Source organism: Shewanella zhangzhouensis (assembly GCF_019457615.1).
GTDB classification, from domain to species: Bacteria; Pseudomonadota; Gammaproteobacteria; order Enterobacterales; family Shewanellaceae; genus Shewanella; species Shewanella zhangzhouensis.
Genome location: NZ_CP080414.1, coordinates 776,708 through 803,267, shown reverse-complemented (window position 1 = coordinate 803,267; position 26,560 = coordinate 776,708). Strand labels below are relative to the sequence as shown.

Below are 26,560 nucleotides of genomic sequence, written 5' to 3'. Positions count from 1 at the left end.
CACTAACCACGCCAAAAATAGTAGCACTATCTAAAGGGGTATTTTTTAGAGTAAGTCACAGTCTTTCCACTGAAAATCCTATGCCCGTCGTTAATTGCAGGTGCGGGCAAGCTTTTCATTCAATGATTGAAGCCGGTCACAGCAGACCGCCGAAAAATGTCGACCAGGCAACACTTTATCAATAAAAGAACATTGGACTTGTTGGATTCTCGCTGCAGAACTCCCCTGCAGGGAACACAGCTGGTATGCTGCCGTTATCAATGTCTGCAGATACAACACATGGCCAACAAAGAGCTCTCCGAATCCAGTTTTTGGGTCCAGCGAATAGGTAAAACCAGCCTCAGAGCACTGCATTTGCTCGGGGTTTGTGGTGTGGGTGGTGGTGTGCTGTTCCATCTCGCCAGGGTCGAGTGGCACGACTTTTGGCTCTTGGCCGTGGTCAGCGGCAGCCTCTTGATGGGATGGGAAATTTTGCGGGACTGGCGCTGGCTTATCCAACTGAAAGGCGTGCTCACCCTGGCAAAATTAGGCCTGCTGTGCCTGTTTGTGCCCTTTCCTGAGCACAAAGCCGTGCTGTTTGTGGTCATTTTACTGCTGTCAGTGCTGGTATCCCACGGCCCTGCCGGGCTTCGGCATTATTCCATCTGGCACAGACGGCGTATCGAAAGCCGCAGGGAAATCAAAGGATGACCCTGACGCCCTCACCGATTTTCGATGCATATCCAGAGTTGTTTACCCAGACAAAGCCCCTGAAGGTACTGGATTTGGCCTGTGGCAATGGCCGTAACGGCATCTGGTTTCTGGAGCGTGGGCATCATGTTAGCTTTGTCGACCTGGAAACAACCGCACTTCCGTCCGAGATACAGGGGAATCCAGGCGCGAGCATCCACCCGTTTGACCTTGAACAAGGCAGGGCACCTCTGCTCGGACCGTTCGACGTGATATTGGTATTCAATTACTTACACCGGCCGCTCATGCCGTGGATCCGGGACTCGGTGTTGCCCGGTGGCATACTAGTTTATGAAACCTTCACCGAAGCTCAGGCCAGTATCGGCAGGCCCAAAAACCCGGCGTTTCTGCTGGGCAAAAACGAACTCAGAGAACGCTTTACTGACTGGGAACAAGTGTATTATCGTGAGGACACACCCGAGACACCCGGTGGCAGCGGCGCCTATAAAGCCAGTATCATCTGCCGCAAACCTCTGGATTAACTATGTTTCCTTACCCAGACCAATACCGTAATGCTATCCCACCGCTGATGACAGGCTTCATTGTGCTTTGGGCACTTGTGGGGCGTGCCATCGCAGGACTCGGCAGCCCGGTCTTTTATTATCCCTTGCTGGCGATGTACCCACTCATTCTCGCCGCCCACGTCTGGCTTATTTGGCATGCACGGGGAATGCGGCGTCTCGATCAGGGATTTTATGCGCTGGTGCACTGCACCCTGGCCTTTGTGGTATGGACCTTTGCCATCATGCACTTGAGAGATGCCGGTCTGTAGCATAGATAAAAGCGGCACCAAGAAGATTCAAGGTGCCGGCTTTGGCGGAAAGGGAGATTTAGTCGTCCTTTTGGTCGAGCAAACATGATTCCTCGGACGCAAGAACCACATTGATGAACACGTAATAGATTATAAATAATCCACTCAGTGCCCCTACGATATATAGACTGATAGACCACATAAACTACCTTCTTTTATTTCGCAGGTATTTAATTAACGACATGTCTCGCTAATTAAAATTGGGAATAGATGACTACGGGTATTCAGCAACTGATTAACGCTCTTGCGTTAATTCTCCGTTATCATCTACACGATAAATAATGCAATCTGGAAATGGTTCACAAATAGCAAGCTTTGGTGCTTCTTCCTGCTGTTTGTTCTCTACATGCGACATATAAAATGGCACAGCAAATACAGTTGAAAGTGCTGCTGCAGATACCATAGTGATATACTTTTTCATAACTAAACTCTCCACGCCAAAAAAGGGCTTAATGATCCAAGGTTGATAAATGGCTGCAGAATGCCGTGCGTCAGTCGCCAGTCGATATACGAGTGGGAGATGCTCACACATTCAGCAGTTAACACATTAATTATCAACCGACCCGGCCACGGGGATGCGCCATTGCTTTTTGCGACCAGCGGATTAGCAACTCAAAGCGACTCAGGGTAAGGCGTCTTTGTTGTGCGCAACCGGGCCAGTTGACGAGTTCAACATTAGGCCCGGGCGTTCTGATTTGGCGACAAGGAAAAGGTTACGAAAAAGTGACGAACAAACAAAATACTGATTTAATTAACTAAAAATATATCAGTATTGGCATGAGCCAACACAGACAAGAGCACTTGGTTGTTGTTTGTCATTGAGAGTGTGTTCATAGACACATTGGTAATTTGTATTGGATGCGCAAACTCTCTGTCATTATTGACGTCCAGCTCAATTAGATTGGTTAAACCATCATCACCTTTCAGGTACCAGATTTTGCCTTGGGCCACATGCCAACCACCTGAAAAGAGGGGCGTGATTTTATCGGTTACCTGCGTTTCCACACCCTGGATTAACTTCCATATTCCCGAACTGTTCATTTTGGAATAGTAAAAATCGCCTGATGCTCTATCGAATTTTCCAGAAAAACCACTTTCTGCCAACAGATTGAGTGTTTTTCCAGTTCGCATATCCACCAGTTGAAGTTGACGTTTCCCAGCCTCAGAAGAGAACAGCACTAATTCATCATCATTCATCCCAAATGAAATATTTCTCACCGAAGTTCGACCAGGAATAAAATGAATTGCCGACTTGGCAATGTCCAAGGTAAAGGCAGCTCCATTAATAGTACCGGCAAGCAATTTACCATTTGGGGAAAATATCAGCTCGTCTATAAATGAAAACCGGTCAAAGTGGGTGAGTTTGATTTCTTCACCTTTCTGTTTCCTCAGCCATATTTGTGGCAAACCGGTTCGATTGGAGACGAAAGCCGTCAAGGCGCCATCTGGACTGATGGCACCACGATAATCACGGCGACTGGATGACACCCATGGCTCGGGTTTGGTATTGCCCGGCGCTGACCAATGCCACAGCTCTTCTTCCATCAGCTCGCCGACGACAGCGGCCGTTTGTCCCTTGCTGTTTGAGCGGGGTGAGTTGATTTCCTGCAGTATCTTGGTCAGACGAACGCGCTCGTTGGTGTCTAAATCGAAACGGTGCAGCTGGCCTTCTTCCGCCCTATAGATCAAACCCTTACCATCTGCCGACCAGGCTACGCTCTTTAATGGGTAACCCACCTTAAGCACCTGGCGCCATTCTCCGGTACTGAAGTTAAAGACCATCAACTGGGTATCAAACCAGCTTAAGTTTCTCAGTACCGCCATTTGCGACTTATCCGGCGACAGGCTAAGGCCATAATCCCCGCGACCTATGCTGTGGGGGCGGCTGAGTTGCTCTTTCTTTAAGGTATTCAGATTGACCTGATAAATCTTTTTAAAATCTTCAATGCCGTCCGAGTCCACGAAGTAGAGCTCCTGCCCCCTTATGGCCAACGCACTGGATTGGGTGGCTTTGTCACACTGGGAAACGACCTTGGCGTTTCGGGTCAGCAAATCCAGCAGAATCAGCTCACAGCGACCTTTACCATCAAAGTTCAGGTACGCCAAATGGCCACCATCATCGCTCCAGGCCGGATAGCGCTGGTTATAGGCTGTTGGAGAGTTGTCAGCCAGTGAAACTTGCCCCGTGGTCAGGTCCTGTATCAGAACACGCCACTCTTTTGCATTGAGATCCCGAAAGGCAAATGCCAGCTTGTTGCCATCCGGTGATAACACGGGATCGACCTCCTGCCCCTCCAGTGAGGTTATAGGCAACAATGAAGCTATGCTGTCTTGCACGGGTTCGGCTTTTGACTTGTCGCTCTGGGTCACAGTATCCCAAACGACGAATGCCAACACAGACAGGAGTACGCCCGCCAATGCGTAAGTCGCCAGGATGAGATGACCAGGCTTTTGCTTGACAGGCACAGGCTTAATATCTGCTGCCATTGCTGAGGAGTCATGCTGCTGGCTGTCTTTAATGTCTATCGGCGCCACGGGAGCCTTTGCATGCCGAACTTCCGAAGTGTGCGTCAAATCAGCAGGTGTTACTGCCTGTCCTTCAAGTGATTCCACCTCTGCTATCAGCAAATAACCGACCTTGGGGACGGTTTGAATAACCTGTTGGCTTCGGGCATCATCGCCCAAGGCGCTTCTCAGCTGCGCAATAATCCTGTTGATGGCATTGTCGGACACCTGGCCACCGCGCCACACTTCCCTGATAAGCTCGTCGCGACTGACGGGACGACCGGCACGCTCAAGCAGACACACCAATACCTGCATCACCCGAAGTTCGAGTTTGGTGTCAGAGCCATTTTTGGCAATCACACACCGCTCTGGGATAACCATGAAGGGGCCGAGGCGGTATTTTTTATTATTAAACATGCTGTTCGCTTTGTTACTCAGTCTTTATTTTTGTGTTATTTAATCAATATCGGCGAAGGAGTGGAAGCAAAGAACCAAGAAAGCCTGCTTTAGGCTTGCCGCCCTTTGCCCCCTTGGGTATCTTAAGCGCCCCTAACGCCGTGCCGAGAACCATGATGGACGATTTCAGCTACAATCCCCCTACAGACCCCTGGCTGGACATATTGCATCAGGACAAGGACATCATAGTGATCAATAAACCCAGCGGTTTATTGTCGGTACCGGGCCGGGATCCCATTCACCATGACAGCGCCTGGAGCCGGATCAAGGCCGAACATCCCAATAGTCAGGTAGTTCACAGACTCGACATGGCGACCTCCGGGGTGATGGTGTATGCGCTGCGAAAGAGTGCCGAAGTCGAACTGAAACGCCAATTTCGCGACCGAGAAACCCACAAAACCTACTTTGCCCGGGTGGCTGGTCATGTCAAAGCTGATTGCAGCGTGGATTTACCACTGATTTGTGATTGGCCCAACAGACCAAGGCAGAAAGTAGACCATGAGATTGGCAAACCCTCGCTGACCCATGTCGACGTCATCAGTTACGGCAAGCGCTCCACCCTGGTTAAGCTGACACCTATTACCGGACGCAGCCATCAGCTAAGAGTACATATGATGGCCCTTGGTCATCCCATTCTCGGTGATGGCTTTTACGCCGACCCACTGGCCAAGTCCCTTGCCGATCGCTTACTGCTTCATGCCGCGAGTCTCAGCTTTACCCACCCTTACAGTGGCGAGGCCATGACCTTCAGCACAGAAGTTCCCTTCGCAGAGGCGACGACTAATCAGTAAAGTCACCTTTTCACTGGAAAAATAATACTGAAGCCCGTAAATTATTGTTCAATCATTCGGTAGTTAGAGCAGTTAGCAGTGGATACATCATTTCAGCGCGATCAGTTGGACAACCAGATCCTCGAGGCCCTGATGGCCGATGCCCGCACCCCCTTTGCTGAATTGGCAAAGCGTTTTGGTGTCAGCGCCGGAACCATTCACGTTCGGGTAGAAAAGATGAAGCAGGCCGGCATCATCACTGGCGCCCAAATCACTGTTAATCCCAAAGCCCTGGGTTACGACGTTTGCTGCTTTATCGGCATTAACCTTAAAAGCGCCGGTGACTATCCCGCCGCCATTTCCAAACTCAATGCCCTGGAAGAAGTGGTAGAGGCTTACTACACCACAGGTAATTACAGCATCTTCGTGAAAGTCATGTGCCAGTCCATCGACAGTCTGCAGCATGTGCTCATTAATCGCATCCAGTCCATCGCCGAAATTCAGTCAACCGAGACCCTGATAAGTCTGCAAAACCCCATAGTGCGGGCGGTTAAACCCTGATTGGGATATAGCAATAAAAAAACACCGGACTCAAGTCCGGTGTTTTTTTATTGGCTGAGTCAGAGCTCAAAGACCTTGGTCATCACCTTATAAAGCTCGGTGCCCTGATGTACCGAAGCCGAGGCAAAATGCAGTATGGGCACGCCATCTTCAGGCAGACGCAAGACAGTCAGCTCTTCACCTGTACCATAGAGATCCAGTCTTAACAGGTTCACCAAGGGATCGCTTGCCTTCATCGGCACGCCCACCTTGCCAAGGTATTCCACCATACCCGCTTTGGGGGCATGAAACTTACGATAGTTTTTCAGGAAACAACCATAGCGTTTCATGGGTTTGGGCAACACGGTTTCGGCAATCACACCACGATGGCTCAAATAGGCCAGAATACCTTCCGCATCTTCCAGCGCATCATCCAAATCTATGCGTTCCTGACTGCCAAGCTCCAGGGTTAATGCCGAGACTCTCACCCCAAGTTCACGACCATGACTGGAAGCCACCTCGGCCAATGTCCACCAGGGCACAAAGGCCGCTTCGTCCATGGCACCGCCAAAGCTGTTGGGAATGAGCAAGGTATAAGGTATTGAAAAATACTGGGCGGCGCTGCGTTCATATTCCGGGCAATACAGATGCTTGCATGACTTGGGGCCGGTATGCAGGTCGAGTACTATGTCGGCCCTGTGAGCCATGGATTGCAGCGTAACCGCAAGCCTGTGCCCTGTGGTCACCCCCCAGGGATTATTCAGTCTGCGGGCACATTCTTCCACCAGGGTGGCGCGAAACGCAGTGATAAGCGACTCGTCATCCAGATGGGCGTGCTCCTGATACCAGACCTCGATATTAAACCCATGATCCAGATACTCGCGGTTCCAATTGACCCCGGTAATGGGGTCGAAACGGCCGAGGGTAAACTCGCCACTTTTTTGGTTGATACCCAGTGGGTTTGCCAGCGGTACCAGACTGATATCCCCCAGAAGCTCGTAGTGCTCAAGGAGTTTCATCAGCTGATAGATCACTGCATTGCCCTGCACCTCTGCGCCATGGACATTGGCCTGAATATACACACTGGGGCCGGCCCCCTTGCCTTTAAAGCGATACACTGGCAAAGACAGTGGCTGACCCGCAGCCAGCTCACCGACCCGAACTTCGTGTTTATCGACGCGCATTATGCCTGACCTTCAAACAGGTTCTCGTGCAGCGCCTTCACGACCTGCGCCGCTTCACTCTCTGCTACCAGAACGCACAGGTTATGGGGGCTCGCGCCCTGACAAATCATCCGCACATTGTGGTTTTCGAGCACAGTAAACACCTGACGGCAAATCCCCGGCGTGCTGGCGATACGGTTACCAATAATGGCCACCAGCGCCAGATTGTCCTCGACCCGAACCCGGCAGTGCTGAGACAGTTCCTGCAGCAAGGCTTCACTGAGCAAACCGCTGCCGGTGGAGTCTGAGCCGGTTTTATCCAACGTCAGTGACACGTTTACTTCTGAGGTGGTGATAAGGTCCACCGAGATTTTATGACGCGCCAGAGTCGCAAAGGTCTCAGCCAGGAAACCGCGGGCATGGAGCATCTGCAGGCTGTGCAGGTTCAACAGCGTCTGATCGCGGCGCACGGCCACTGCGCGGTAAATAGGGGGATTTTCCACCTGATGGCGTATCCAGGTGCCGCCCTTTTCTGGTTCGCGGCTTGACCCTACAAACACCTGAATTTGCTGACGTACGGCCGGCAAAATCGTGGCAGGGTGCAATACCTTGGCACCGAAAGTGGCCATTTCGGCCGCTTCATTGAAGCTGATTTCGGCAATGGGTCTGGCGTTGGGAGCCAGGCGCGGGTCTGTGGTGTAAATACCGGCCACATCGGTCCAAATCTCTACAGCATCGGCACGCAGGGCCTCAGCCAGCAGGGCGGCAGAATAATCGCTGCCACCGCGACCCAGGGTGGTGGTGCGACCTTCTGCATCGGCACCGATAAAGCCCTGTGTTACCACTATGTCCCGTTCGAGCAATGGCTGCAGGAAATCCCTGGCCAGTGCCGCTATATCTTCAATCTGAGGTTCGGCGCGGCCGAAGTGGCTGTCGGTTCGCATGACCTGACGCACATCGAAACTGCTGCTCTTGGCACCCTGCTGCCTCAGTACCGCCGAGAACAGCAGCGCAGAGCATTGCTCTCCCATGGACAAGAGCTCGTCCATAATGGCTTTGCTGCGATTGAGGATGAGCGACTCGCTCAGTACAGAAATGCGCGATAACAGAGCATCCAGCGCGGCAGCCACATCCTGTGGGCGCTCCAGCTTATCGAGGATGGCATATTGAATTTGTGCAATCTGCTTGAGCAGTTGCAGGCGACGCTCATCGGTCACTGTGGCCTGGGTCAGCTCTACCAGCAAATTGGTCACACCGCTGGATGCACTGACTACCACCAAACGGGTAGCAGAATTGGCCAGCACTATGGCGGCACAGCGTGACATGGCATTGAAGTCGGCGACCGAGGTGCCACCGAATTTGGCTACAACAAGAGACATCAGCACACCTCCATCGACGGCGAGTGGAAGACAGCGACATTCAAGCTAAAACGGGTTTTCATGAGTAATCTCCGAACTGACTTCGTTCGAAGAGCCTGGTGCAAAGATACGGCACCCCAAAAGGAGGGAAAAGCGATCGTCACCAGAAGCTCTCCACCAAATAACAGGTGACAATCGTCAGGATTCAGCCTGAACGACCGACAAAACGCACTCAAGCACGTGGTTTTGCCTCGGCGCCAATCTCCCTCACAGGTCGTCTTCGGAGTGATTGCTCCTCAAACCTGCTACCTAGTTGACGCTCCTCTTCTGTGCCTTCCGCGGGGAAGGGACGAAAAAAGTAGCAATAAAGCGGTATTCAAGTCAATGCGAAATTATGCAAGTTGAAAAAATGCTGTGTTCACAGAAACTGGAATCCCAATGATGTCATACCCTCTGCCCTGTCGGTTGGTACCACCTCAGGCAATTCATGCACCAGCCGAACCCGGGAGCGGAAGGACCCCAGCTTCTTGGGTTCGCTGTCCATTCGACAGGGAAGCAACATCAGCTCGTCCCGCATCACATAATAGAGCGCATTTTGCCGGTATTTATGAGCCAAACGAACGCTGTCGTCAGGTTCCATAAACACAGCCCAACTTTTTTCCATGTGGGATAACTGCTCATTGGTGCCGACCAGGGCACGATAAGGCACGCCCAAGGCTTCTATATCCCTTAACAGTTGCCGGTCAAGCAAACGGTTTTGGCAGGCATCCAGGAGCTCACCCATGGGGTTAAAGGCCGTGATAATGGCAAAGTGTGCGTGGGGAGAAAGGTGTTGAGTCAACAAGAAACTTGCCGACTGATAGATGTTCCAAAGCTGCTGTGAATGATTTTCCATGTCAGTGATAATCATGCAAAAGAACCTGAGATAGTTTAGCAGACTCAGTTACGCTGCCTAGCCTTGTGAGCTGGATCTCATTCCGACCATCATCGGTTCATATATTTTTCAATAACATAAGCAATATTAATGATAATTAATCGGCGACTACAAAGGATTTGTTAACATTTCAATTGTTAACAAATGCCTAAAACGAGTACAATTGACAGCGTTAGCCATCCAAATCATTCAGCCGTTCATTTGATACAGGCTGTTACAAATTTTCCGCTGATGTCAGTAACTTGGCTAAACAACTGTACAAAATGTGATCCATATTCAATTTAACATTTATACTTTGAAAAAAAATAACGACTTGGGAACTTCAGCAAGTAGTTTTTTATCGAAGTGAGTACAGTTCGCGCTTCCCTTTGAGGGAGGATTATTGAACTAGTCGTAGAGTGTGCCCCAAGGCGTTGTCTCTTTACCTCCTCAGGTTATTTGGGTCTTGCCGGAATAAAAAAGCAGGGCCTGGCTGACAGTCAGCCGACACACCCGATTAGCACAGATTTGTTTTAAATTTAGGTACTTGATTATGCAAAATCCGCACATTCTGATCGTAGAAGACGAAGCCGTTACCCGTAATACATTAAGAAGTATTTTTGAGGCCGAGGGATATGTGGTGACTGAGGCCAACGATGGCGCAGAAATGCATAAAGCCTTGCAGGAAAATAAAATCAACTTGGTGGTGATGGATATCAACCTGCCAGGTAAAAACGGGCTGTTGTTGGCACGTGAACTGCGTGAAATCAACAACATTGGCCTGATTTTCCTGACTGGCCGTGACAACGAAGTGGACAAGATCCTGGGTCTTGAAATTGGCGCGGACGATTATATTACCAAGCCGTTCAACCCACGTGAGCTGACCATTCGTGCCCGTAACCTTCTGACTCGCGTCAATAGCGCTGGCGCCGAAGTCGAAGAAAGAGCCGCGGTCGAGGTTTATCGTTTCAATGACTGGAGCCTGGAAATCAACAGCCGCTCTCTGGTCAGCCCAACCGGTGAGTCTTATAAACTGCCACGCAGCGAATTCCGTGCCATGCTGCACTTCGTTGAAAACCCAGGCAAGATCCTGAGCCGCGCCGATCTGTTGATGAAGATGACCGGCCGTGAACTCAAGCCACATGACCGTACCGTAGACGTGACTATCCGCCGTATCCGTAAGCACTTCGAAAGCCAGCCGGACACGCCAGAAATCATCGCCACCATCCACGGTGAAGGCTATCGCTTCTGCGGTAACCTGGACGAATAAGGGTTAACCCTTCTTTAAAAAGCCAATCTTCGGATTGGCTTTTTTTATTATATTTTCCGAAAGATACAAGCCTCTGCGCTGTTCCGGCACATGTTCGTAAAGCCAATAACGCCGTACAAAAAAGGCCTGTCGATGACAGGCCTTTTTATTAGGGTTGGAGTTCAGCCATCGCTCAGCGCTTAAGCTCGCTGTCGAGGAAATCTGCCAGGGTGCGATACAGGTGGGTACGCACCTTCTCACCGCGCATCGAGTGCTTGGAGCCGGGGTAATCCACCATACGGAACAGCTTGCCTTCGTCCTGTAGCGCCTTGTAAACCCGGGTCGAGTTTTCAAACAGCACGTTATCATCCGCCATACCGTGGTACATCAAAAGCCCACCCTGATAGCCGCCCACATGGGGGAACACGCTCGCCTTGTCGTAACCCTCGCCGTTGCGCTCCGGATGACCCATATAGCGCTCGGTGTAATGAGTATCGTACAGGCGCCAGTCGGTCACAGGGGCGCCGGAAATCGCCGCTTTAAAGTGGCTTGGCGCCTTAAAGAGACTCATCAGCGCCATGTAACCGCCATAGCTGTGGCCGTAAATCGCCACCTTATCCCCTGCCACAAAGGGCAGCGTGCGCAGGTAATCCACCCCGGCCATCTGGTCACGAACCTCGGCATCACCGAGGTTTTGGTAAATTACATACTCGAACTTGGTGCCGCGGTGGGCCGAGCCGCGGTTATCCAGTTGAAACACCAGATAATCCTGTTGCAGCAGATACTGGGTAAAGTAGTCCTGCTCGCTCCAGCTGTTGGTCACCAGCTGCGCATGGGGACCGCCATATACCCGCACCACGACAGGATACTTTTTACTGGCATCGAAATTCACTGGCTTGAACAGGCGGTAATGCAGCGCCTGACCATCGTCGGCCTTCAGAGTACCAAACTCCGGCAGCTGCCACAGACCGGCAAAGGGATACAGTGGGTGGCCAGCTTTGACGGCGTTTTCTTCCACCCAGGCCAGATGCTTACCGGCCGAATCGTGCAAACTCACCTGAGGCGGCTGCGACAGGCTGTTGAAGTAATCCAGATACACTGGGCTGTTTTCAGCAAACACGGCGCCGTGCATACCGGCTTCGGTTGAGAGCCGTTCAATCTCGCCGCCCTTGAGGCTCACCCGGTACAGATGACGCTCAATGACCTTATCCTTGCGGCCACTGAAGTACACAAGGCCTGCCTTTTCATCAACATAGGCGATACTATCCACAGTCCAGTCGCCCTCGGTAAGCTGACGCTTCACCTTGCCCCTGGCCTCGAACAGGTAAATATGGCTGTAACCATCACGCTCTGAGGTCCAGAGGAAATCGCCGCTGTCCTTCAAAAAGTGCAGGTCGTTATTGAGGTTCACCCAGGCCTTGCTGGTTTCTTTCACCAGCAGCTCTGTCTTGCCGGGGTTTGCCACCGCCACTTTACGCAGCTCCAGGGTCTGTTGGTCACGGCTTTGCCATTGGAAACTGAGCTCAGGGCTGTTTGGCAGCCATTTCACCCGCGGCAGGTAGATATCTTTCTCTTTGCCCAAATCCACCCATTCGGCCTTGCCATCACCCAGGGCAACAATGCCCAGGGCAATTTCCACGTTGGCCTTGCCGGCATAAGGATAGCGCTGCTCGGTAAGCTTAATACCGTCAGCATAGATTTCATTGCGGGTCACCAGCTCCACCGGCGACTCATCGATACGGGTAAAGGCAATGCGCGCTTCGTCAGGCGACCACCAGTAACCGGTCATGCGATCCATTTCTTCCTGAGCCACAAATTCGGCCATGCCGTTTTTGATAGCGCCGCCACCGTCTTTGGTGAGCTGTGTGAGCTTATTGCTGGCAAGTTCATACACATAGAGGTTTTGCTCCTTGATAAAGGAGACATAGTTGCCCTTGGGCGACAACTTGGCATCGGTTGCAAAACCTTCGCCAGTAGCAAGCAGACGCACATCGCCGCTCTTGGGGGTAAAGTAATATAGCTGCCCAGCAGCCGGGATCAGCAACGCCTCGCCGTCTTTGGCCCAGAAGTATTCCATAATGCCCTGGCCATAAATGCGCTGACGCTCGCGGCGGGCCTTTTCTTCATCGGACAGCTCGCCGCCCGCCAGTTTGTCGGCATCCAGCAGCAGGCTTACCTTGCCGCTCGCCACGTCCATCTGCCACAAATCATAGAAGTGTTGATTGTCGGCGCGGCCCTTCAAAAAGGTGACCTTGCTGCCATCGGGAGACAGCGCCAGACCACGGGGGCTGCTGCCCGCCAATGCAGGAGAAGCGTACATGCGCTCGATTGCCAGAGGTTCAGTCCCTGCGCCCGGAAAGGCCGGCGCCGCCTGAATGGAGACGGCAACGCCCGCCAACATCAATGAAGCCACGATTTTTTTAATCATTGTTTTTTCCATGGGTGGTTCGTGAGGTGTGTATTTCAAATCAGTTATCGACTGTAAGCCAACCATTCTGCCCGAAAACTTCGGCCCTGCCAAAGTAATAGCCGATGGCAAAGCCACTGAAAATATCACCAATCTCAGGTATCATTAGCGCCAGAATTATTCCAAAGACCTCCCCAAATTTGTCTAATCAGAAGGACACAAGATGCAGACCCTGTCCCAATCCCTCAAACAAAGCGCTATCAGTGAGGAACTTGCCAGCCTGTTAACCGTACTGGCCAACACCTCCAAAGACATCAGCCAGGCCGTGCGCCGTGGCGCTCTTGCCGGCGTGCTCGGCGTAGCCGGCACCGAAAACGTGCAGGGTGAAGATCAGAAAAAGCTCGACGTTATCACCAACGATATGCTGAAAGACGCATTGGCTGCCCAAGGCTCTGTGAAGGCGCTCGCCTCTGAAGAAGAAGATGAGATAGTACCGCTGGCGCAAGATGGCCAGTTTCTGGTGTGCTTCGACCCACTGGATGGTTCATCCAATATCGACATCAACTCACTGGTAGGCACCATTTTCTCTGTGCTGCCAGCCCCAAGCGGTGACGTAAGTGAGCAAAGCTTCCTCCAATCCGGTCGCAAACAAGTGGCCGCAGGTTATGTGCTTTATGGCCCATCCACCATGCTGGCGCTGACCACAGGTCAGGGCGTGCAGCTCTTCACCCTCGACCCGGTAAGCGGCGACTATCTGCTAACTGTAGATGGCGTGCAAATAAGCCCAGACACAGGCGAGTTTGCCATTAATATGTCCAACCAGCGCTTTTGGGAGCCGGGCATGCAGGCTTATATTACCGACCTGATCCAGGGCAAAGAAGGCCCGCGCGGCAAGAACTTCAACATGCGCTGGATTGCAGCCATGGTGGGCGATGTGCACAGGGTGCTGTGCCGCGGCGGCCTGTTCACCTACCCCACCGACACCAAGGACCCGAAAAAGCCATTCAAACTGCGCCTGATGTACGAGGCTAATCCAATGGCATTCTTGGTTGAACAGGCGGGCGGCAAGGCCAGCACCGGCTACGAGACCATTCTGGACATAGCGCCCAGCGAAATTCACCAGCGCGTGGCGGTAATTTTAGGCTCGGCCAACGAGGTTGATGCCTGTCTCGGTTACCACAAATAAGGCTCAAGTTAGTCTTTAGTGCAATGGCGGCGGCCTTTGATTGGCAAGCCGCCAAATCGCGCTATAATACGCGCCAACCGATTTTCTGAAATCTGATTTCAAATACCGTTAAAGGATATGCAAATGAGCTTGAATGCAGTGCCAGCGGGCAAATCCCTGCCAGATGATATCTATGTAATCATCGAGATCCCACAGAACCACGATCCTATCAAGTACGAAGTGGACAAGGACAGCGGCGCCCTGTTTGTTGACCGCATCATGACTGCTCCAATGTTCTATCCTTGCAACTACGGTTATGTGAACCAGACTCTGAGCCTGGACGGTGACCCAGTTGACGTGCTGGTACCTACCCAGTACCCACTGCAGCCTGGCAGCGTGATCCGTTGTCGCCCTGTTGGCGTGCTGAAAATGACCGACGAGTCAGGTGAAGACGCAAAAGTGGTTGCCGTTCCACACGAGAAAGTGTCCAAAGAATACGGCCACATTCAGGACGTGAACGACCTGCCAGCTCTGCTGAAAGCCCAGATCAAACAGTTCTTCGAACACTACAAGGATCTGGAAGTTGGCAAGTGGGTGAAGGTTGAAAGCTGGGAAGACGCCGCTGCTGCCCGCGAAGAAATCCTCACCAGCGCCGAGCGCTACAACAAGCAAGCCTAATCAGTCTGTTTGTGAAAAAGCCGCCCCCGGAATATCGGGGGCGGCTTTTTTGTGCACGAAATCAACTATTAAATTGAAATTCAAATAAACCGCACAATATCGAGCATTATTTTTCAACAATCCGATGTCAAACTTTTGACTGCTGTCAAAAAATCAATAAAATACGCCTGTTAGACTAAACCCTCTACTTAGGTTTAGCCAATATCCCTTTATCAGGTATTAAGGATGTACCAAGTGTTTCGAAGTTTCTGTGCTCTCGCAAGTGTAATTCTTCCACTCCAACTGGCATTTGCAGCCGACAACAATATTAGATTGGTGCAATCCGATCTAGAACTTGAATTGGGTTGTATAAAGTCTACTCAAGCTTTGTCTATTGCGCTTACCCTGCCGAAGGTGTTTGCACTTTCGCAGGACAGGAGCAGTCTTATCATTCAGAATAATAATCATGTTGTTGCGAAGCTTTCTGGTGAAGCGAGTATTAGAAAGTTCACCAGCGAAACTAATATTGATTGGTTACAGTCACTTACTGAGTTAGAAAACGCTGAGCTAACCCTTGAGGCGATTTCCTTTCGAACCGGAAACACGGCTATCTCACAATTCAATCTTGAAAAACACAAGAACAATATCAGCGCTTTTTCAGCAAGCTGTAAGCTCTAACCAACGCCGTTCATTGATGCATTTTTTTGACATATTTCACTGCCTTTACGCAATCGCAGAACATGTTTAAAACGATGCATTTTTAATCTACTAAAACTTCAGTATAAGTTGGCCCAACCAACTACTATTCGTGGCCAACTTAACTATGACTTAAAATAATATCCTCTTTACAAAAAAATAAAGCAACAGCACGGTGATCGAGCTTTAGTCAGCCGTCTATTAATATTTAATCCGTATCCCTCGATGAAATAGCGAATACCTGAATTAGTATCTTGCAATAATTAATATTCAGGATTTCATGGCACTGTTGAAAGCAAACGCTATTGATATGTTCGCCCGACTTTTAACCAGTAAACCGCGCTAATACAGCCTTCCAAAAACATCATAAATACAGATAACAAAAAGCCGACTACACGTCGGCTCATTGTTTCCATGACAGCTCAGTCATCATCGCTGGCAACCTGATGGGGGCGCTCGGTCTGATCGACAATCGTCAGCACCGCGGTGTCGCCCACCACGTTGCAGGAAGTCAGTACCATATCGATAAGCCTATCCAGAGCGGCCACCAGCGCAAAGGCTTCAACCGGCAAGCCCATCTGATGGATAAGCACGCCAATCATCACCATGCCGCCACCGGGTACACCACCGGCGCCCACAGAAAGCAGGAAGATACTGAATACCAGCGCTGGCAGCTGCTCCATGGTAATGGGCATGCCAAAGGCGTTGGCGATAAAGAAAATTGCCACAGTGATGTAGATGGATACGCCGCCCATGTTCATGGTCGCGCCCAGCGGCACCCCAAAACCGGCCACGGCGCGGTTCACCTTGAGTTTTTCGGTAAGGGTTCGCATGGTCACCGGAATGGTGGCATTGGAGCTGGCGGTAGAGAGGGAAAACAGGATTTGCTCCTGGGTTTTCTCACGAAACACGCTGGCCTTCACCGGGGTGAACAGCTGCACCGCATAAGGGTAGACCACGAAAATCCACAGCAGCAGCAAGCCAAGAATAAGCACCAGATATTCCATCACACTGAGGAACACCCCGGCTTCCAGGGTAGCGCCCAGTTTGAACATCAGTGCGCCAACCCCAATGGGCGCCAGATGCATCACCACCGAAATCAATTTCATCATGATTTTATTGGCGGTTTGGAACGCCGATACGGCGCCGGCCACATGCTCACCCAGCGACTTGATAACGCCGCCAAGCAGCAAGGCCATAAAGATTACCTGCAGCATATTACCCGACATAAAGGCCGCCACCGGGTTGCGGGGCACTATGTCCACCACCAGCGCCATCAGGCTCGGCAGTTCGGTGGCGGTAATGGCCAGTTCTCCGCCGCCAGTCATGTCCACGCCCTTGCCGGGTTCCAGCAGCAGGGCCACGGTCAGGGCTGCGAATATCGCCACCAGGGTATTGATGATGTAAAAGCCGAAGGTCTTGCCGCCGAGACGGCCGAAACTCGAAAGATCTTTAAGCTCACAGACGCCGCAAACAATGCTGACAAACACCAGCGGCACCACCAGCATCATGATCATGTTGACGAACATGGTGCCAAGGCCAGAGGCGATTTCAACCAGGGTGCCGGAGAAGAAATTGATATCGTGTAGCACGTACTGCACCAGAGTGCCGGACAGGAGTCCGATAGCGAGGCCAAGGAAGATCCTGGCCGACAGAGATTTGAACATAGATTGCATGCCTGTGTTGTTATTGTGTCTGGGGTCTGCTGCCCCGTTCGCTCCCGGATAGTGAAACATGCCAGCCGCAATTTCAACGAAAATGTATGGACACAATCCTGCAACCCTATAACAAGCAGAACATAACCAGCTGAAATTTAACAGCTATCACTCAAAAGCAGAAATTTCTGCCTTTACACAGATGCAGCCAATGTTACCAATGGCAAACACTTCCAAAACAACCACTTAAAAACAGCCAGCGGATAAAACCAAAAACACCAATCCTTGCAGTCAATGTCACCAGCAAAAACCCACCTTACTCAGTAATTCTCTGCATCCACCGCCTCAGCCAGCCCGGCACGCCATGTTACAGCCAATAAAAAGGCCACCCTGAGGTGGCCTTGGCAAGACAAGGGGATTAACTGAGCCACAGCTCCACGTCGCGGATAATAAAGTTGCCGGTATACACAGGATGAGGCTCACCCAAAGGCTCCAGTTCGAAGAAGGATTTATGCTCTTCGCTCAGGCCCTCAAAGCCGCCAATTACTTGATAAATCCAGCTTTCTGAATCCCACGGCAAGGCTTTTTCCTGCAGGTATTCCAGCGCAGACTGGCGCTTGCCCGAATCGATTACCGCCACAAAGTAGTCTTCCACATCCTGCTTGAGCGGGTTTTCCGGAATATCGAAGTCTTCCGCCGCACTCAGCACCACGCTGGTTTCTGCCGCCTTGGCCGCAGGCTTCAGATCGAGGCGACTGATGGACTTGATGCGCGCCACCATCTCCATGAGCTCCTGCTCCTGGCTCTGGTTACGCACATCCACATGGGCATCGGCCAGCATGGCCTCGGCGCGGTTAAACAGCATGGGCACCTTGCGGTGAGCCACATGATCCATGGGTTCATAGTCAGGGTGCATATCTGTGTACAGAAGCCAGCCCCTGAGCAGCCTGGTACGGCCCTGAATTTGTCGGAAGCGGCCAAGCAGTTCAAGGAGCCTTGCCTGCACCACACTGAGCTCCTGAGTACAGTCACTCAGGGTCTCCTGCAGGGTGGTCACCAGCAGCTTTCGAAGCTCTCGGATATCAGAGGCGATTTCCCCAAGTTCGCTGAACTGAAACAGCTCCAGGCCATTCAAAAGCTCAGACACCTGGCTTTGGGCCAGTTCGTTCTCGCGGATTTTAGCGCTGATGGTACCGACATAACCGAATTCGTTGTTAATCCGCCCCCACAGCACACGGATGGAATAACGCAGGTTCTCGGTAAAGGCATACACATGCTCACTGAGATCGGCCAGATACGCCTCGGCGGCGCTGTAGTCCGAGTGGCTGCGCGCTTCCTTATAGTGGTCGGCCAGGGTCTTGATGGTGGCAAGCGCCGAGCCTACGTTGGCGTTGATCTGGCGATTGCGCTCATCCTTAAGACCCTCTTCAAGCAGCGCACGCACGCTGCGGGTTAGCCTTAGGCCCTCATCTTCCTCGGGGCGCCACAAAATGCCCGCCTCGGTGAGCTTTTTCAGCACACCGGCATCGGCGTTGGCCTCATCCACAGCGCCGCTCAGATACACATCCATCACTGTCTCGGCGTGACGGCCAAGCATCCTCAGCAGCCGCACCCCGGACTGGTGCAGGTTGCTGCTCATATCAGCTCCCTCTGGGTGGCGGTTTCAGCCTGCGCCTCCAGGTTCAGCCCTTCAGTTTCATCAATAAAGCGAATCACTTCATAGAGATAATCAAGCTTTCCCGTGGCGATGTAGATTTGTTTTTCCACGTTGGGGCGGGTCAGGAAGCCAAGCTCCACCAGACGCTTGAACACCAGCTTAAGCTGAGCATCGACGTTGCTTGAAGTGGAGCCGAACAACCGGTACTGGCTGAGTTTGCCAAGCTGCTCGCGAAACGCAGGAGTCTCTTCGATGCGGCCCTGAAGTTCAGTCAAACGCACAGGCGCGCCTTCGGTGAGGGGCGCATCCTGGCCGGAGGCTTCCTGCACCAACACCAGCCACTCCACCAGCGGAATCAGCGCCTGGCAGATGTCTTTAAACTGGCTGGAAATCACCTTGCGCTCAGCTTCACCCAGCTGGGCATAACCGCAGAAAAACACTTCACCCTCGCCAGCGCTGGCAACAGTGCGGTTGATTTGATTGAGGTAGGTTTCGATACGCTCGCGCACGGCAGGCGACTTGAGTGCACGCCAGCCGTCTTCGTCAGTCACGCGGCAGATAAACTCGCCCCGCAAAAGCCGTTCAATCAGGGCGCCATGACCCACAAGACCTGTGCCAGTTCCTGAAAAGTTTGCGTCAGACATTACACCGCCTCCCTGGAAATACGGCTGGCCAGCTTATCGGCGATGGGGTTGCTCTTGGGCTTCACCACCTGCAGCTTGCGGGTTTGCTTGTTGATGATATAGCGGTTTTTGAACAGACTCAGCACCTCAGACTCGGGGTTCGGAAAAGCCCCCAGCACCGAGATATTGTTGTTCTCGCAGGCATCGAAAATCTTCTTCACGTTGTTGTGGTGCAGGGTGCCCAGCTCGTCGATGGGCCAATGCACTGTCACCTGGGCCGAGCCCCGCAGCAGACGGGTAAAGGCCAGCAGGAACTTACACAAAATCAGGTATGCCATACCGTGGCTTGAGGATTCATTCAACTGGCGGTCGGTGCGAATAATCAGATCCGAGTTGCCTTCACGCAGGCGCAGCTCGATTTCCAGCAGCTTGGCGATACCGCCACTGAGCGCCGCCTTGCCGATGATATCCAGCGCCCGGCGCATACTGTTGGTGTAATGCTCGTCCGGCAGGCCGGCAAAGCCATCACTCTTCCAGCGGCGGAAGGCAGCCACAAACACTTCCAGCTCAGGCCAGAACTCAAGCTCGCTGATCCGCGAGCGAATGCGCACTGCAGATTCAGACACCCCATCGAGGAACAGCTCCTCGCCCACTTCACGGGTGATACGGGCGCTCTGGGATGCAATACGGCGGTCGATATCGGCCAGCACGTCGTAGAAGGCGGTGAGATCCACCCCGAAGATCCGTCCCTGCTCCCGCAGCGCCATAATCGACTGGGGCACCATCACGTTCAAAAGCTGCTCCAGACTTGGCACCAGCTTGCGGTAATCCAGAATACGGATGCCCTTGTCGTTAATGGAGGTGGCCTCTTCCCGGGCACGTTCCCAGGTTTCGGCAAGGCCAGAGCCCGACTTGGCGGCAATCACGGTATCGAAGTGCTCTACATACTGCTTCACCGAGCCCACCAGATAATCGCGTTTTAGCAGCAACTCTTCACCCTGACGCAAACGCTCGCCAATGCTGCCCTGGGCCTCATCGTCGGTGGGCGCGAGTTTAAGGTCGGCCAGTTTACGCAGCAATGAGCGCAGCTTGGTGAGGTTTTCCGAGGCTTCCACCTGGGCGGCATCGGAGGCCTTGCGGCCCGACTCCAGTTCGCTGCGCTGGGTTTTCACCTCGCTTGAAAAACGGGCGAGCTGCTGCTCCAGCTCCGACTGGGCACGGCGCACCTTGGCCAGCTCTTCGGCAAGCCGTGGCTTGCGGCTAAGCCAGGTATGCTGATACCAGTCTTCGTAGCGCAGTACATCGGCGCGGCGGCCTTCGGCATCGGCAATCCTGCGCTCGAGGGTGCGGATATCGGCCTTAAGGCCCACAATCTTGTCTTCGTCCACACCACGTGACTTAAGCTCGTTTTTGTACCACTGCTCACAGGCCTTGGTTTCGGCCTTGGCGTTGGCGCGGCGGCTCTCGATCCCCGTCTTGACCGAAGCAATCTGGGCATCCAGTGCGCCCACCACTTCCTGCCAGTAGGCATTCTTCTCCATCCGCGCTTCGAGGGACTCTTCTTTGGTCTCCTCCAGCCAGTCCTGATGGTCGCGGCCAAGCTGCTTAAGCTGATGTTCTATGGTCACCAAACGCTTACCGGCCAGCTGCTTACGCTCGGCCAGCGCCTTGTTGACCCTGTCCTGCTCGGCGCGCTTTTCATCGAACAGGCGGCGCAGGTCTTCGCGGGCGTTTTTAAAGGCGGTGCGGGCAAAGGTGAGTTCGCGGGAGAGCTTTTCCAACTCGCCGTTGATTGTCACCAGCTGCTCTTCGGCGGCTTCCTGCACTTCGCGGGCACTGCCGAGGGCTTCTTCGGCCTTGGCAAGACGGCTTCTGAGTTCCTGCTCGCTCTGGGCATACTCGGGAATATCCAGCGCCTTTAAGTCCAGCCCTATGCCGAACAGGCTATTGCCATCGGCGCCACTGTTAGCGTTAAAAGGATGCAAATCGGTGCGGTGCAACAGCTCGGGGGCAATCACCTTACCCAGGTGCTCTTCCCAGCCGGGGGCTTCTTTACGCAGAAATTCCAGCAAGGTGTGCGACTGAGGGAAGAGCATGGTCTTGAGCTCATCCAGAGCATTCTGGCGCTCGCTGACGCGGATGCTGGCTAGGCGCAGGGCTTCGCTGGCCTGATCGCGGCGGGAGCGCAGACGACGCTCTTCCAGCGCCAGACGCTCCACGTTGGCGTTGCTGGCTTCCTGCTCTTCGTCGGCACGTTCGATGCGCTCATCAAACACCGCCAGATTGAGCTTTTCCTCTTCGGTGTAGGTCACCGCATCCTGGCGCAGCTTTTCTTCAGAGGCTGCGAGCTTCAGCTCATATTCCTCTTCGCGGAAACGATTCTTGCCCGCTTCCAGCTGATCGCGCCAGAACTGCTCGAGTTTCTCAAGATCGCTGCGGGCAGCGGCTGCCTGACGCTCACGGGCGTCGCGCTGCTTATCCAGATCCTGATCCAGCACTTCCAGGTCGCGGTTGAGCTGCTCAACAATCTTGGAGCGGCGGGCGTTATAGGCGGCCTCTACGTCCTGGTGTTTGTCGGTGAGCAGCTTATGGCGCTCGCTTAAGTTTTCAAGGTCGGTGCGCCACAGCGGCAATTGCTCGAGGTCACCCTTGGCGGTTTCGATATCGGCATCGAGGAAGGCACCGTGCTGATCTTCAATCACCTCAAGTTCGTGCTCGAACTTGCTGACATCACCACGGGCGGCGGAGATTTCCTGGTTCAGCTCGTCGCGCTTTTCCTTCCACTCGTCATCGAGCTGGCGCAGGCGGAAGTTGTATTCCTTGGATGCGGTCTGACAGCGCTCCAGGCGCTCGGCCTCCAGCACTTCGTCATCCTTGTAGCCCTTGTGCAGCCCGGCCAGACGCAGCTCGGCAGACAGCAGCTGATTGAACTCCTGCTCCAGCTTGTCGAACTCGGGACGAATTTCTTCAAATCCGGCAATAAGTTGGCACTCGCGGATCCAGTTTTCCACCTGCTGTGGATTGATGCGCGAGGTCGGCGGATTTACGCCGTCTTCTTCCAGAATGGCAGCAATCATGGACTTCACAGTTTCCATCTTGCCTTCTTTGGAGTGCACCGCTTTGGCGAGTTTTTCGATGTGTCTTAAGGTGTGCTCAGCGTCGCACAGGGCAAACTGGCGGGCATAGCTTCTGAGCTCAACCCTGTTGGTGCCGCTCGACAGCAGAGTGCGATCGTTTTGAATAATGGCGCGGTATTCGCGGGTATTGAGCAGATTGGTGTGGGCAATGCCGGCACGTTTCATCTCGCGACCAAGCTCGGCGGCGGTGTGGCACACCAGGGCATCACCGTTACGGGCCTTCACATAATCATCCAGCTCGAAGCCCTTGGCGATAAAACGGTAACTGATGCCCTTGCCATCGCCGTTGGAACTTAATACAGCCTGATACAGCATGCCATCGCCGCGGCGATATTCGTAAATGATATAGCTGCTGTCGTGGGGCAGGTACCAGCGCTCAAAACTGTCACGGGTGGAGGGCACCACCCGGCTTGGGTATTCGCCATAAAACACCGGCACCAGTCGCTGCAGTGTGGTCTTGCCCGAGGCATTGGTACCACAGATATTGGTATGGCCGTCGAGGGCCAGCTCGACCACCCCAGGCAGGTGGGTGTCGATAAGCACGATTCGTTGCAAGCTAGACATCTTTATCCTTAAAGCAAAGCGGCCGCAATCTGGCGGCAAGAGGTCGGGATCACGACCAAGGCCCATGGATGGAATACACGCGTTTAGAGGCAAACACCTGAGCGGAGCGAACACACACGGGAAAGGATTATTAAGGTAAAGGAAAGCCCCGTGGATGGCAATCACACGGGGCCTTGAAGCGGCGCCATATCAGGCTTTGTGAGCTGTTTGGCGGGAATTTAAGCCAAGCTATGCGTTACAAGGTAGCGCGGCGCTCTTCGTAGAACTGTGCCATGCCATCGAGGGCGGCTTCATCGAGGGCTCGCAGGCCACTCATCACCAGGGTCTTAACGCCGGTGCCAACCTGCTTGCCGTCGCTGATAAGGGCAAATTCCAGGGTCACGTCTCCGCGCTTGCCATCCACGCTGAGGCGGGCATCGCTGAGTTCCAACGCAACCTGATCGAAATCCAGGGTATTGAGATCGAACGCCATGCTCTCGTAGATCACCAGTGGACGGTCGGGGTTAATCATGACCCCGTGTTCACGCATCATGGGCACCAGCACATGAATAAAGTTAAGCCCGGAGAAAGACACGTAGCTGCGCACGAAAGACTCGATTTGGGCCTCGCAGCGGCTCACATCGCCCTGGCGGCTGACACTGAGGTAAGTCTTATCGCGGCTGTCACAGATGGGGAAGCTGTCGCCCATCTCGGCCGGGAAGTTCAGGCACACGCCCTCGCCCACCATGCCTTCGAACTTGAATTGCATTTTCTGGCTCAGGCCATAGTGGCTCAGCACCAGCGCAAACAAAAGGTCGCCTGGCACACAAAAGCGCTTGGCACTTTCGTCGTGAATAGGGTTGAAATCTTCCGCGACCCGCTTGGCAAACTCGCTGGCCTGAAAAGGAGAAATCGTTACAGTTTCATCAGTTTGAGTAAAAAAAGGCTCGAGAAACATAGGCAGTGATACACCTGAAATCTTGTTGTGTCGTTTTTTTAGGCCAAGCAGTCTACCTCAATTATGACAATTAACTCACCCGATGACTTGCACCAGTAAGCAACACCTGCGACAGCGGTGAGATAAAAGGCTTTGCCAGCAAGGTTTTACGTTTTTATTACAAAGGTAAAGAAATCGGAAATTAAGCTAGTCTTAAGCACCTTTACCTAACCTCCCGCTGCAAATGATAACCATTGTCATTATCATAAAAGGGAGAAACCATGACCACCATCGCCAAGCCAGCTATCAAGCTGAGCCTGCTGTCCAGCGCCCTGCTGGCAAGCTTTACCGCCACGGCAACCGCCAATGCCGACATCGAGCAGATCAGCATTTTCGGTAAAAAGAACCCCATCAACACAGTGCCAGGCAGTGCCCATCAGCTAAGCCAGGAAGAGCTGGATACCTTCAAGTATTCCGACATCATGCGCACCCTGGCCTCGGTGCCCGGTGTCTATATTCAGGAAGAAGAAGGCTATGGTTTGCGCCCCAATCTTGGCATGCGCGGCACGGGTCAGAACCGCTCAGAAAAGATAACCGTGATGGAAGATGGCGTGCTGGCAGCACCGGCGCCTTATGCTTCACCGGCGGCCTATTACTTCCCAACCTCAGGTCGCATGCAGCAAATTGAAGTGCTCAAAGGCTCTTCTACCGTGAAATACGGCCCGCGCACCACCGGCGGCGTGGTAAACATGGTTTCCCGCCAAATTCCTGATGCCGAACTTGCAGGCGCATTCGATGTGGCCCTGGGTCAGGACGGTTACGGCAAGCTGCACGCCCACGCCGGTGGTCAGGGCGAACGCATTGGTGCAGTGACCGAAGTGTACCGTTATCAGGCCGACGGTTTTCGCGACATCAACGGCGTTGGCGGTGACACAGGTTTTGTGAAAAACGATCTGCTGGCCAAAGTCGCCATCGACAGCGCTAAAGATGCCAAATACGCCCAGCGTCTGGAACTCAAACTCAAGTACGCCGATGAAGTCTCCAACGAGACCTACATGGGTCTGACCGATGCCGACTACGCAGCCAAGCCATTCAGCCGCTATTCGGCCTCGCAAAAAGATGAAATGACCACTGAGCACAAGCAGCTGCAACTGAGCCATATCATCGACTTTGGCAGCAGTGTCAGCCTCGCTACCACCGCCTATTACAACGACTTCAAACGTAACTGGTACAAAGCCGACAAGGTTGACGGCAAGAGCCTGTCCAAGGGTGGCATTGACGCCGCCAGCGCCTTCGATGCCAACCCTGAAGGGGCGATTGATGTCAGTGTGAAGGCCAACAACCGTGGTTATCTGTCTCAAGGGATCCAGACCGAACTGGGGCTGCTGCTTGGCGATCACCAGTTGGATATCGGCCTGCGCCTGCATCAGGACGAGATGGACCGCTTCCAGTGGGCCGACACCTACAGCTTGGACGCCAGTCAGCACATGAGCCTGACCAAGGCCGGTGTACCGGGTACAGATTCAAACCGTATCGACAGCGCCGAAGCTCTGTCTGCCTACGTACAGGACAGATTCACCCTGGGCGCCTTCACACTCACCGCCGGTGTACGCTACGAAGATGTGACCGTAGAGCGTGAAGACTGGGGCAAAACCAACCCAGGCCGCAACGGCGAAGGAAAGCTCAAGGAAAACAGCTTCTCGGCACTGCTGCCATCGCTTTCTGCCACCTGGCAGCTGACCGACAACACCCTGCTGCTGGCCGGTGTGCAAAAGGGCTTTGCCCCTGCCGCCCCTGGCAACACTGAGGGCCAGGAAGAAGAGAGCTGGAACTACGAGGCGGGAGCCCGCTTTGTGAACGGCAACTTCAATGCCGAAGCCATCGCTTTCTATGGCGATTACAGCAACATGCATGGCAACTGCACCGCCGCCCAGGGCTGTGAAGAAGTCAAGCTGGACAACCAGTACAACGCCGGCGAAGTAGTAGTGAAAGGGCTGGAATTGTCAGCTGGCCACCAATTCAACACACAAGGCGCTCTGAGCTTCCCGGTAAAACTGGCTTATACCTACACCAGCACCGAGTTCCAAAACAGTTTCGAGTCGGAGTTTGAAACCTGGGGCTCAGTACAGGTGGGTGACGAGTTCAGCTACACACCCAAGCATCAGCTGTACCTGAGCGCCGGAATCAGCGCCGAGCAGTGGCAGCTGACCCTGGCAGGCCGTTATACCTCGGATATGCGCGCCACTGCGGGTCAGGGTGAGATTGCCGCCGATGATCTGATTGCGGCCAAGACTCTGGTTGATCTGTCCGGTCGCTACTTTATTGATAAGCAGCAGGAAGTTTATCTGACAGTGGACAACCTGCTGGATGAAACCTACATGACCACCCGCGCCCATGGCTCGGTGTTTTCAGGCAAACCCAGAAGTATTACCGTTGGTTATTCCTACAAGTTCTAAGAATAATTCTTAATATTCCTAAGGCGACTTACATTAAGCCGCCTTTTTCATGCCTTAAATTTATATCTTAAAAATCAATTAATTGGAAATTAATCACTGAACGAAAAAAAATCATTACAAATCAGACCACTTT

General features: G+C 53.0%; 21 protein-coding genes, 1 pseudogene and 1 riboswitch. Of the genes and pseudogenes, 10 read left to right on the top strand and 12 right to left on the bottom strand.

The features are described from left to right. The first annotated feature begins 279 nt into the window (after positions 1–279). From K0H63_RS03440 to K0H63_RS03430, 3 genes are read left to right on the top strand one after another with little or no spacing between them, the layout of a single operon-like run. Positions 280–690 (top strand): hypothetical protein, encoded by a 411-nt coding sequence (locus K0H63_RS03440; protein ID WP_220066734.1) that lies wholly within the window; start codon positions 280–282, stop codon positions 688–690. Next, the gene (locus K0H63_RS03435) at positions 687–1,211 is read left to right on the top strand and encodes a methyltransferase domain-containing protein (protein WP_220066733.1); all 525 of its coding nucleotides are present in this window, start codon (positions 687–689) and stop codon (positions 1,209–1,211) included. Before K0H63_RS03440 ends, K0H63_RS03435 begins: the two co-directional genes overlap by 4 nt. Before the next feature lie 2 nt (positions 1,212–1,213). After that, on the top strand, positions 1,214–1,501 hold the full coding sequence (locus K0H63_RS03430; protein ID WP_220066732.1) for a hypothetical protein: 288 nt from the start codon (positions 1,214–1,216) through the stop codon (positions 1,499–1,501). 274 nt (positions 1,502–1,775) lie between these two features. Here K0H63_RS03430 and K0H63_RS03425 read toward each other — a convergent pair whose 3' ends face one another. The 3 genes and pseudogenes from K0H63_RS03425 to K0H63_RS20190 form a co-directional block, all read right to left on the bottom strand. Beyond that, a complete protein-coding gene (locus K0H63_RS03425) occupies positions 1,776–1,961 on the bottom strand; it encodes a hypothetical protein (RefSeq protein WP_041409663.1) in 186 nt (61 codons plus the stop codon). Between the two features lie 326 nt (positions 1,962–2,287). Next, positions 2,288–4,168: a hypothetical protein gene (locus K0H63_RS03420; RefSeq protein ID WP_258405650.1), complete on the bottom strand. Its 1,881-nt coding sequence runs from the start codon at positions 4,166–4,168 to the stop codon at positions 2,288–2,290. Positions 4,169–4,222: 54 nt separating this feature from the next. Continuing rightward, a pseudogene (locus tag K0H63_RS20190) lies at positions 4,223–4,360 on the bottom strand (winged helix-turn-helix domain-containing protein); the annotation flags it as partial. A 257-nt stretch (positions 4,361–4,617) separates the two neighbouring features. Here K0H63_RS20190 and rluA point away from each other — a divergent pair. Both rluA and asnC read left to right on the top strand, forming a co-directional pair. Next, complete coding sequence (gene rluA / locus K0H63_RS03415; protein ID WP_220067796.1) at positions 4,618–5,292, top strand: bifunctional tRNA pseudouridine(32) synthase/23S rRNA pseudouridine(746) synthase RluA; 675 nt, start codon at positions 4,618–4,620, stop codon at positions 5,290–5,292. A 78-nt stretch (positions 5,293–5,370) separates the two neighbouring features. Continuing rightward, positions 5,371–5,832, top strand: coding sequence for a transcriptional regulator AsnC (gene asnC, locus K0H63_RS03410; protein WP_011758723.1), 462 nt, complete (start codon positions 5,371–5,373; stop codon positions 5,830–5,832). A 59-nt stretch (positions 5,833–5,891) separates the two neighbouring features. Here the strand turns inward: asnC and K0H63_RS03405 are convergent, their stop codons facing one another. From K0H63_RS03405 to K0H63_RS03395, 3 genes are all read right to left on the bottom strand, one after another. Further along, positions 5,892–6,995, bottom strand: coding sequence for a succinylglutamate desuccinylase/aspartoacylase family protein (locus K0H63_RS03405; RefSeq protein ID WP_220066730.1), 1,104 nt, complete (start codon positions 6,993–6,995; stop codon positions 5,892–5,894). Further along, positions 6,995–8,353 carry a lysine-sensitive aspartokinase 3 gene (gene lysC / locus K0H63_RS03400; RefSeq protein WP_220066729.1) on the bottom strand — a complete coding sequence of 453 codons (1,359 nt, stop codon included), beginning with the start codon at positions 8,351–8,353 and terminating at the stop codon, positions 6,995–6,997. Before lysC ends, K0H63_RS03405 begins: the two co-directional genes overlap by 1 nt. A gap of 138 nt (positions 8,354–8,491) precedes the next feature. Continuing rightward, a riboswitch (Lysine riboswitch) is annotated at positions 8,492–8,667 on the bottom strand. 83 nt (positions 8,668–8,750) lie between these two features. Continuing rightward, positions 8,751–9,242 (bottom strand): DUF3293 domain-containing protein, encoded by a 492-nt coding sequence (locus K0H63_RS03395; protein ID WP_258405648.1) that lies wholly within the window; start codon positions 9,240–9,242, stop codon positions 8,751–8,753. Between the two features lie 556 nt (positions 9,243–9,798). On the opposite strand from K0H63_RS03395, the gene arcA reads away from it, so the two are divergent. Beyond that, on the top strand, positions 9,799–10,515 hold the full coding sequence (gene arcA / locus K0H63_RS03390; protein ID WP_011758719.1) for a two-component system response regulator ArcA: 717 nt from the start codon (positions 9,799–9,801) through the stop codon (positions 10,513–10,515). 172 nt (positions 10,516–10,687) lie between these two features. On the opposite strand, the gene K0H63_RS03385 is transcribed toward arcA, so the two are convergent. Then, a complete protein-coding gene (locus K0H63_RS03385; protein WP_258405700.1) occupies positions 10,688–12,895 on the bottom strand; it encodes a S9 family peptidase in 2,208 nt (735 codons plus the stop codon). A 229-nt stretch (positions 12,896–13,124) separates the two neighbouring features. Between K0H63_RS03385 and K0H63_RS03380 the strand changes: the two genes are divergently transcribed. The 3 genes from K0H63_RS03380 (at position 13,125) to K0H63_RS03370 (ending at position 15,401) form a co-directional block, all read left to right on the top strand. Next, positions 13,125–14,087, top strand: a complete 963-nt coding sequence (locus tag K0H63_RS03380; protein WP_220066727.1) for a class 1 fructose-bisphosphatase — start codon at positions 13,125–13,127, stop codon at positions 14,085–14,087. A gap of 123 nt (positions 14,088–14,210) precedes the next feature. Then, positions 14,211–14,744 carry an inorganic diphosphatase gene (gene ppa, locus K0H63_RS03375; protein WP_126165766.1) on the top strand — a complete coding sequence of 178 codons (534 nt, stop codon included), beginning with the start codon at positions 14,211–14,213 and terminating at the stop codon, positions 14,742–14,744. Between the two features lie 225 nt (positions 14,745–14,969). Then, positions 14,970–15,401, top strand: coding sequence for a hypothetical protein (locus tag K0H63_RS03370; RefSeq protein WP_220066726.1), 432 nt, complete (start codon positions 14,970–14,972; stop codon positions 15,399–15,401). 440 nt (positions 15,402–15,841) lie between these two features. Here K0H63_RS03370 and K0H63_RS03365 read toward each other — a convergent pair whose 3' ends face one another. The 5 genes from K0H63_RS03365 to K0H63_RS03345 all read right to left on the bottom strand — a co-directional run bounded on the left by K0H63_RS03365 (position 15,842) and on the right by K0H63_RS03345 (position 23,992). Then, a complete protein-coding gene (locus K0H63_RS03365) occupies positions 15,842–17,086 on the bottom strand; it encodes a dicarboxylate/amino acid:cation symporter (RefSeq protein ID WP_126165765.1) in 1,245 nt (414 codons plus the stop codon). A gap of 406 nt (positions 17,087–17,492) precedes the next feature. Further along, positions 17,493–18,713 carry a phosphoenolpyruvate carboxylase gene (locus K0H63_RS03360; protein WP_220066725.1) on the bottom strand — a complete coding sequence of 407 codons (1,221 nt, stop codon included), beginning with the start codon at positions 18,711–18,713 and terminating at the stop codon, positions 17,493–17,495. Beyond that, a complete protein-coding gene (locus K0H63_RS03355) occupies positions 18,710–19,375 on the bottom strand; it encodes a hypothetical protein (protein WP_220066724.1) in 666 nt (221 codons plus the stop codon). Before K0H63_RS03355 ends, K0H63_RS03360 begins: the two co-directional genes overlap by 4 nt. Beyond that, positions 19,375–23,055 carry an ATP-binding protein gene (locus K0H63_RS03350; protein ID WP_220066723.1) on the bottom strand — a complete coding sequence of 1,227 codons (3,681 nt, stop codon included), beginning with the start codon at positions 23,053–23,055 and terminating at the stop codon, positions 19,375–19,377. Before K0H63_RS03350 ends, K0H63_RS03355 begins: the two co-directional genes overlap by 1 nt. 235 nt (positions 23,056–23,290) lie before the next feature. Next, entirely contained in the window at positions 23,291–23,992 is a 702-nt protein-coding gene (locus tag K0H63_RS03345) for a DUF3581 domain-containing protein (protein WP_220066722.1), read from the bottom strand. A gap of 260 nt (positions 23,993–24,252) precedes the next feature. Between K0H63_RS03345 and K0H63_RS03340 the strand changes: the two genes are divergently transcribed. Beyond that, entirely contained in the window at positions 24,253–26,427 is a 2,175-nt protein-coding gene (locus K0H63_RS03340) for a TonB-dependent receptor family protein (protein ID WP_220066721.1), read from the top strand. The last annotated feature ends 133 nt before the right edge of the window (positions 26,428–26,560 follow it).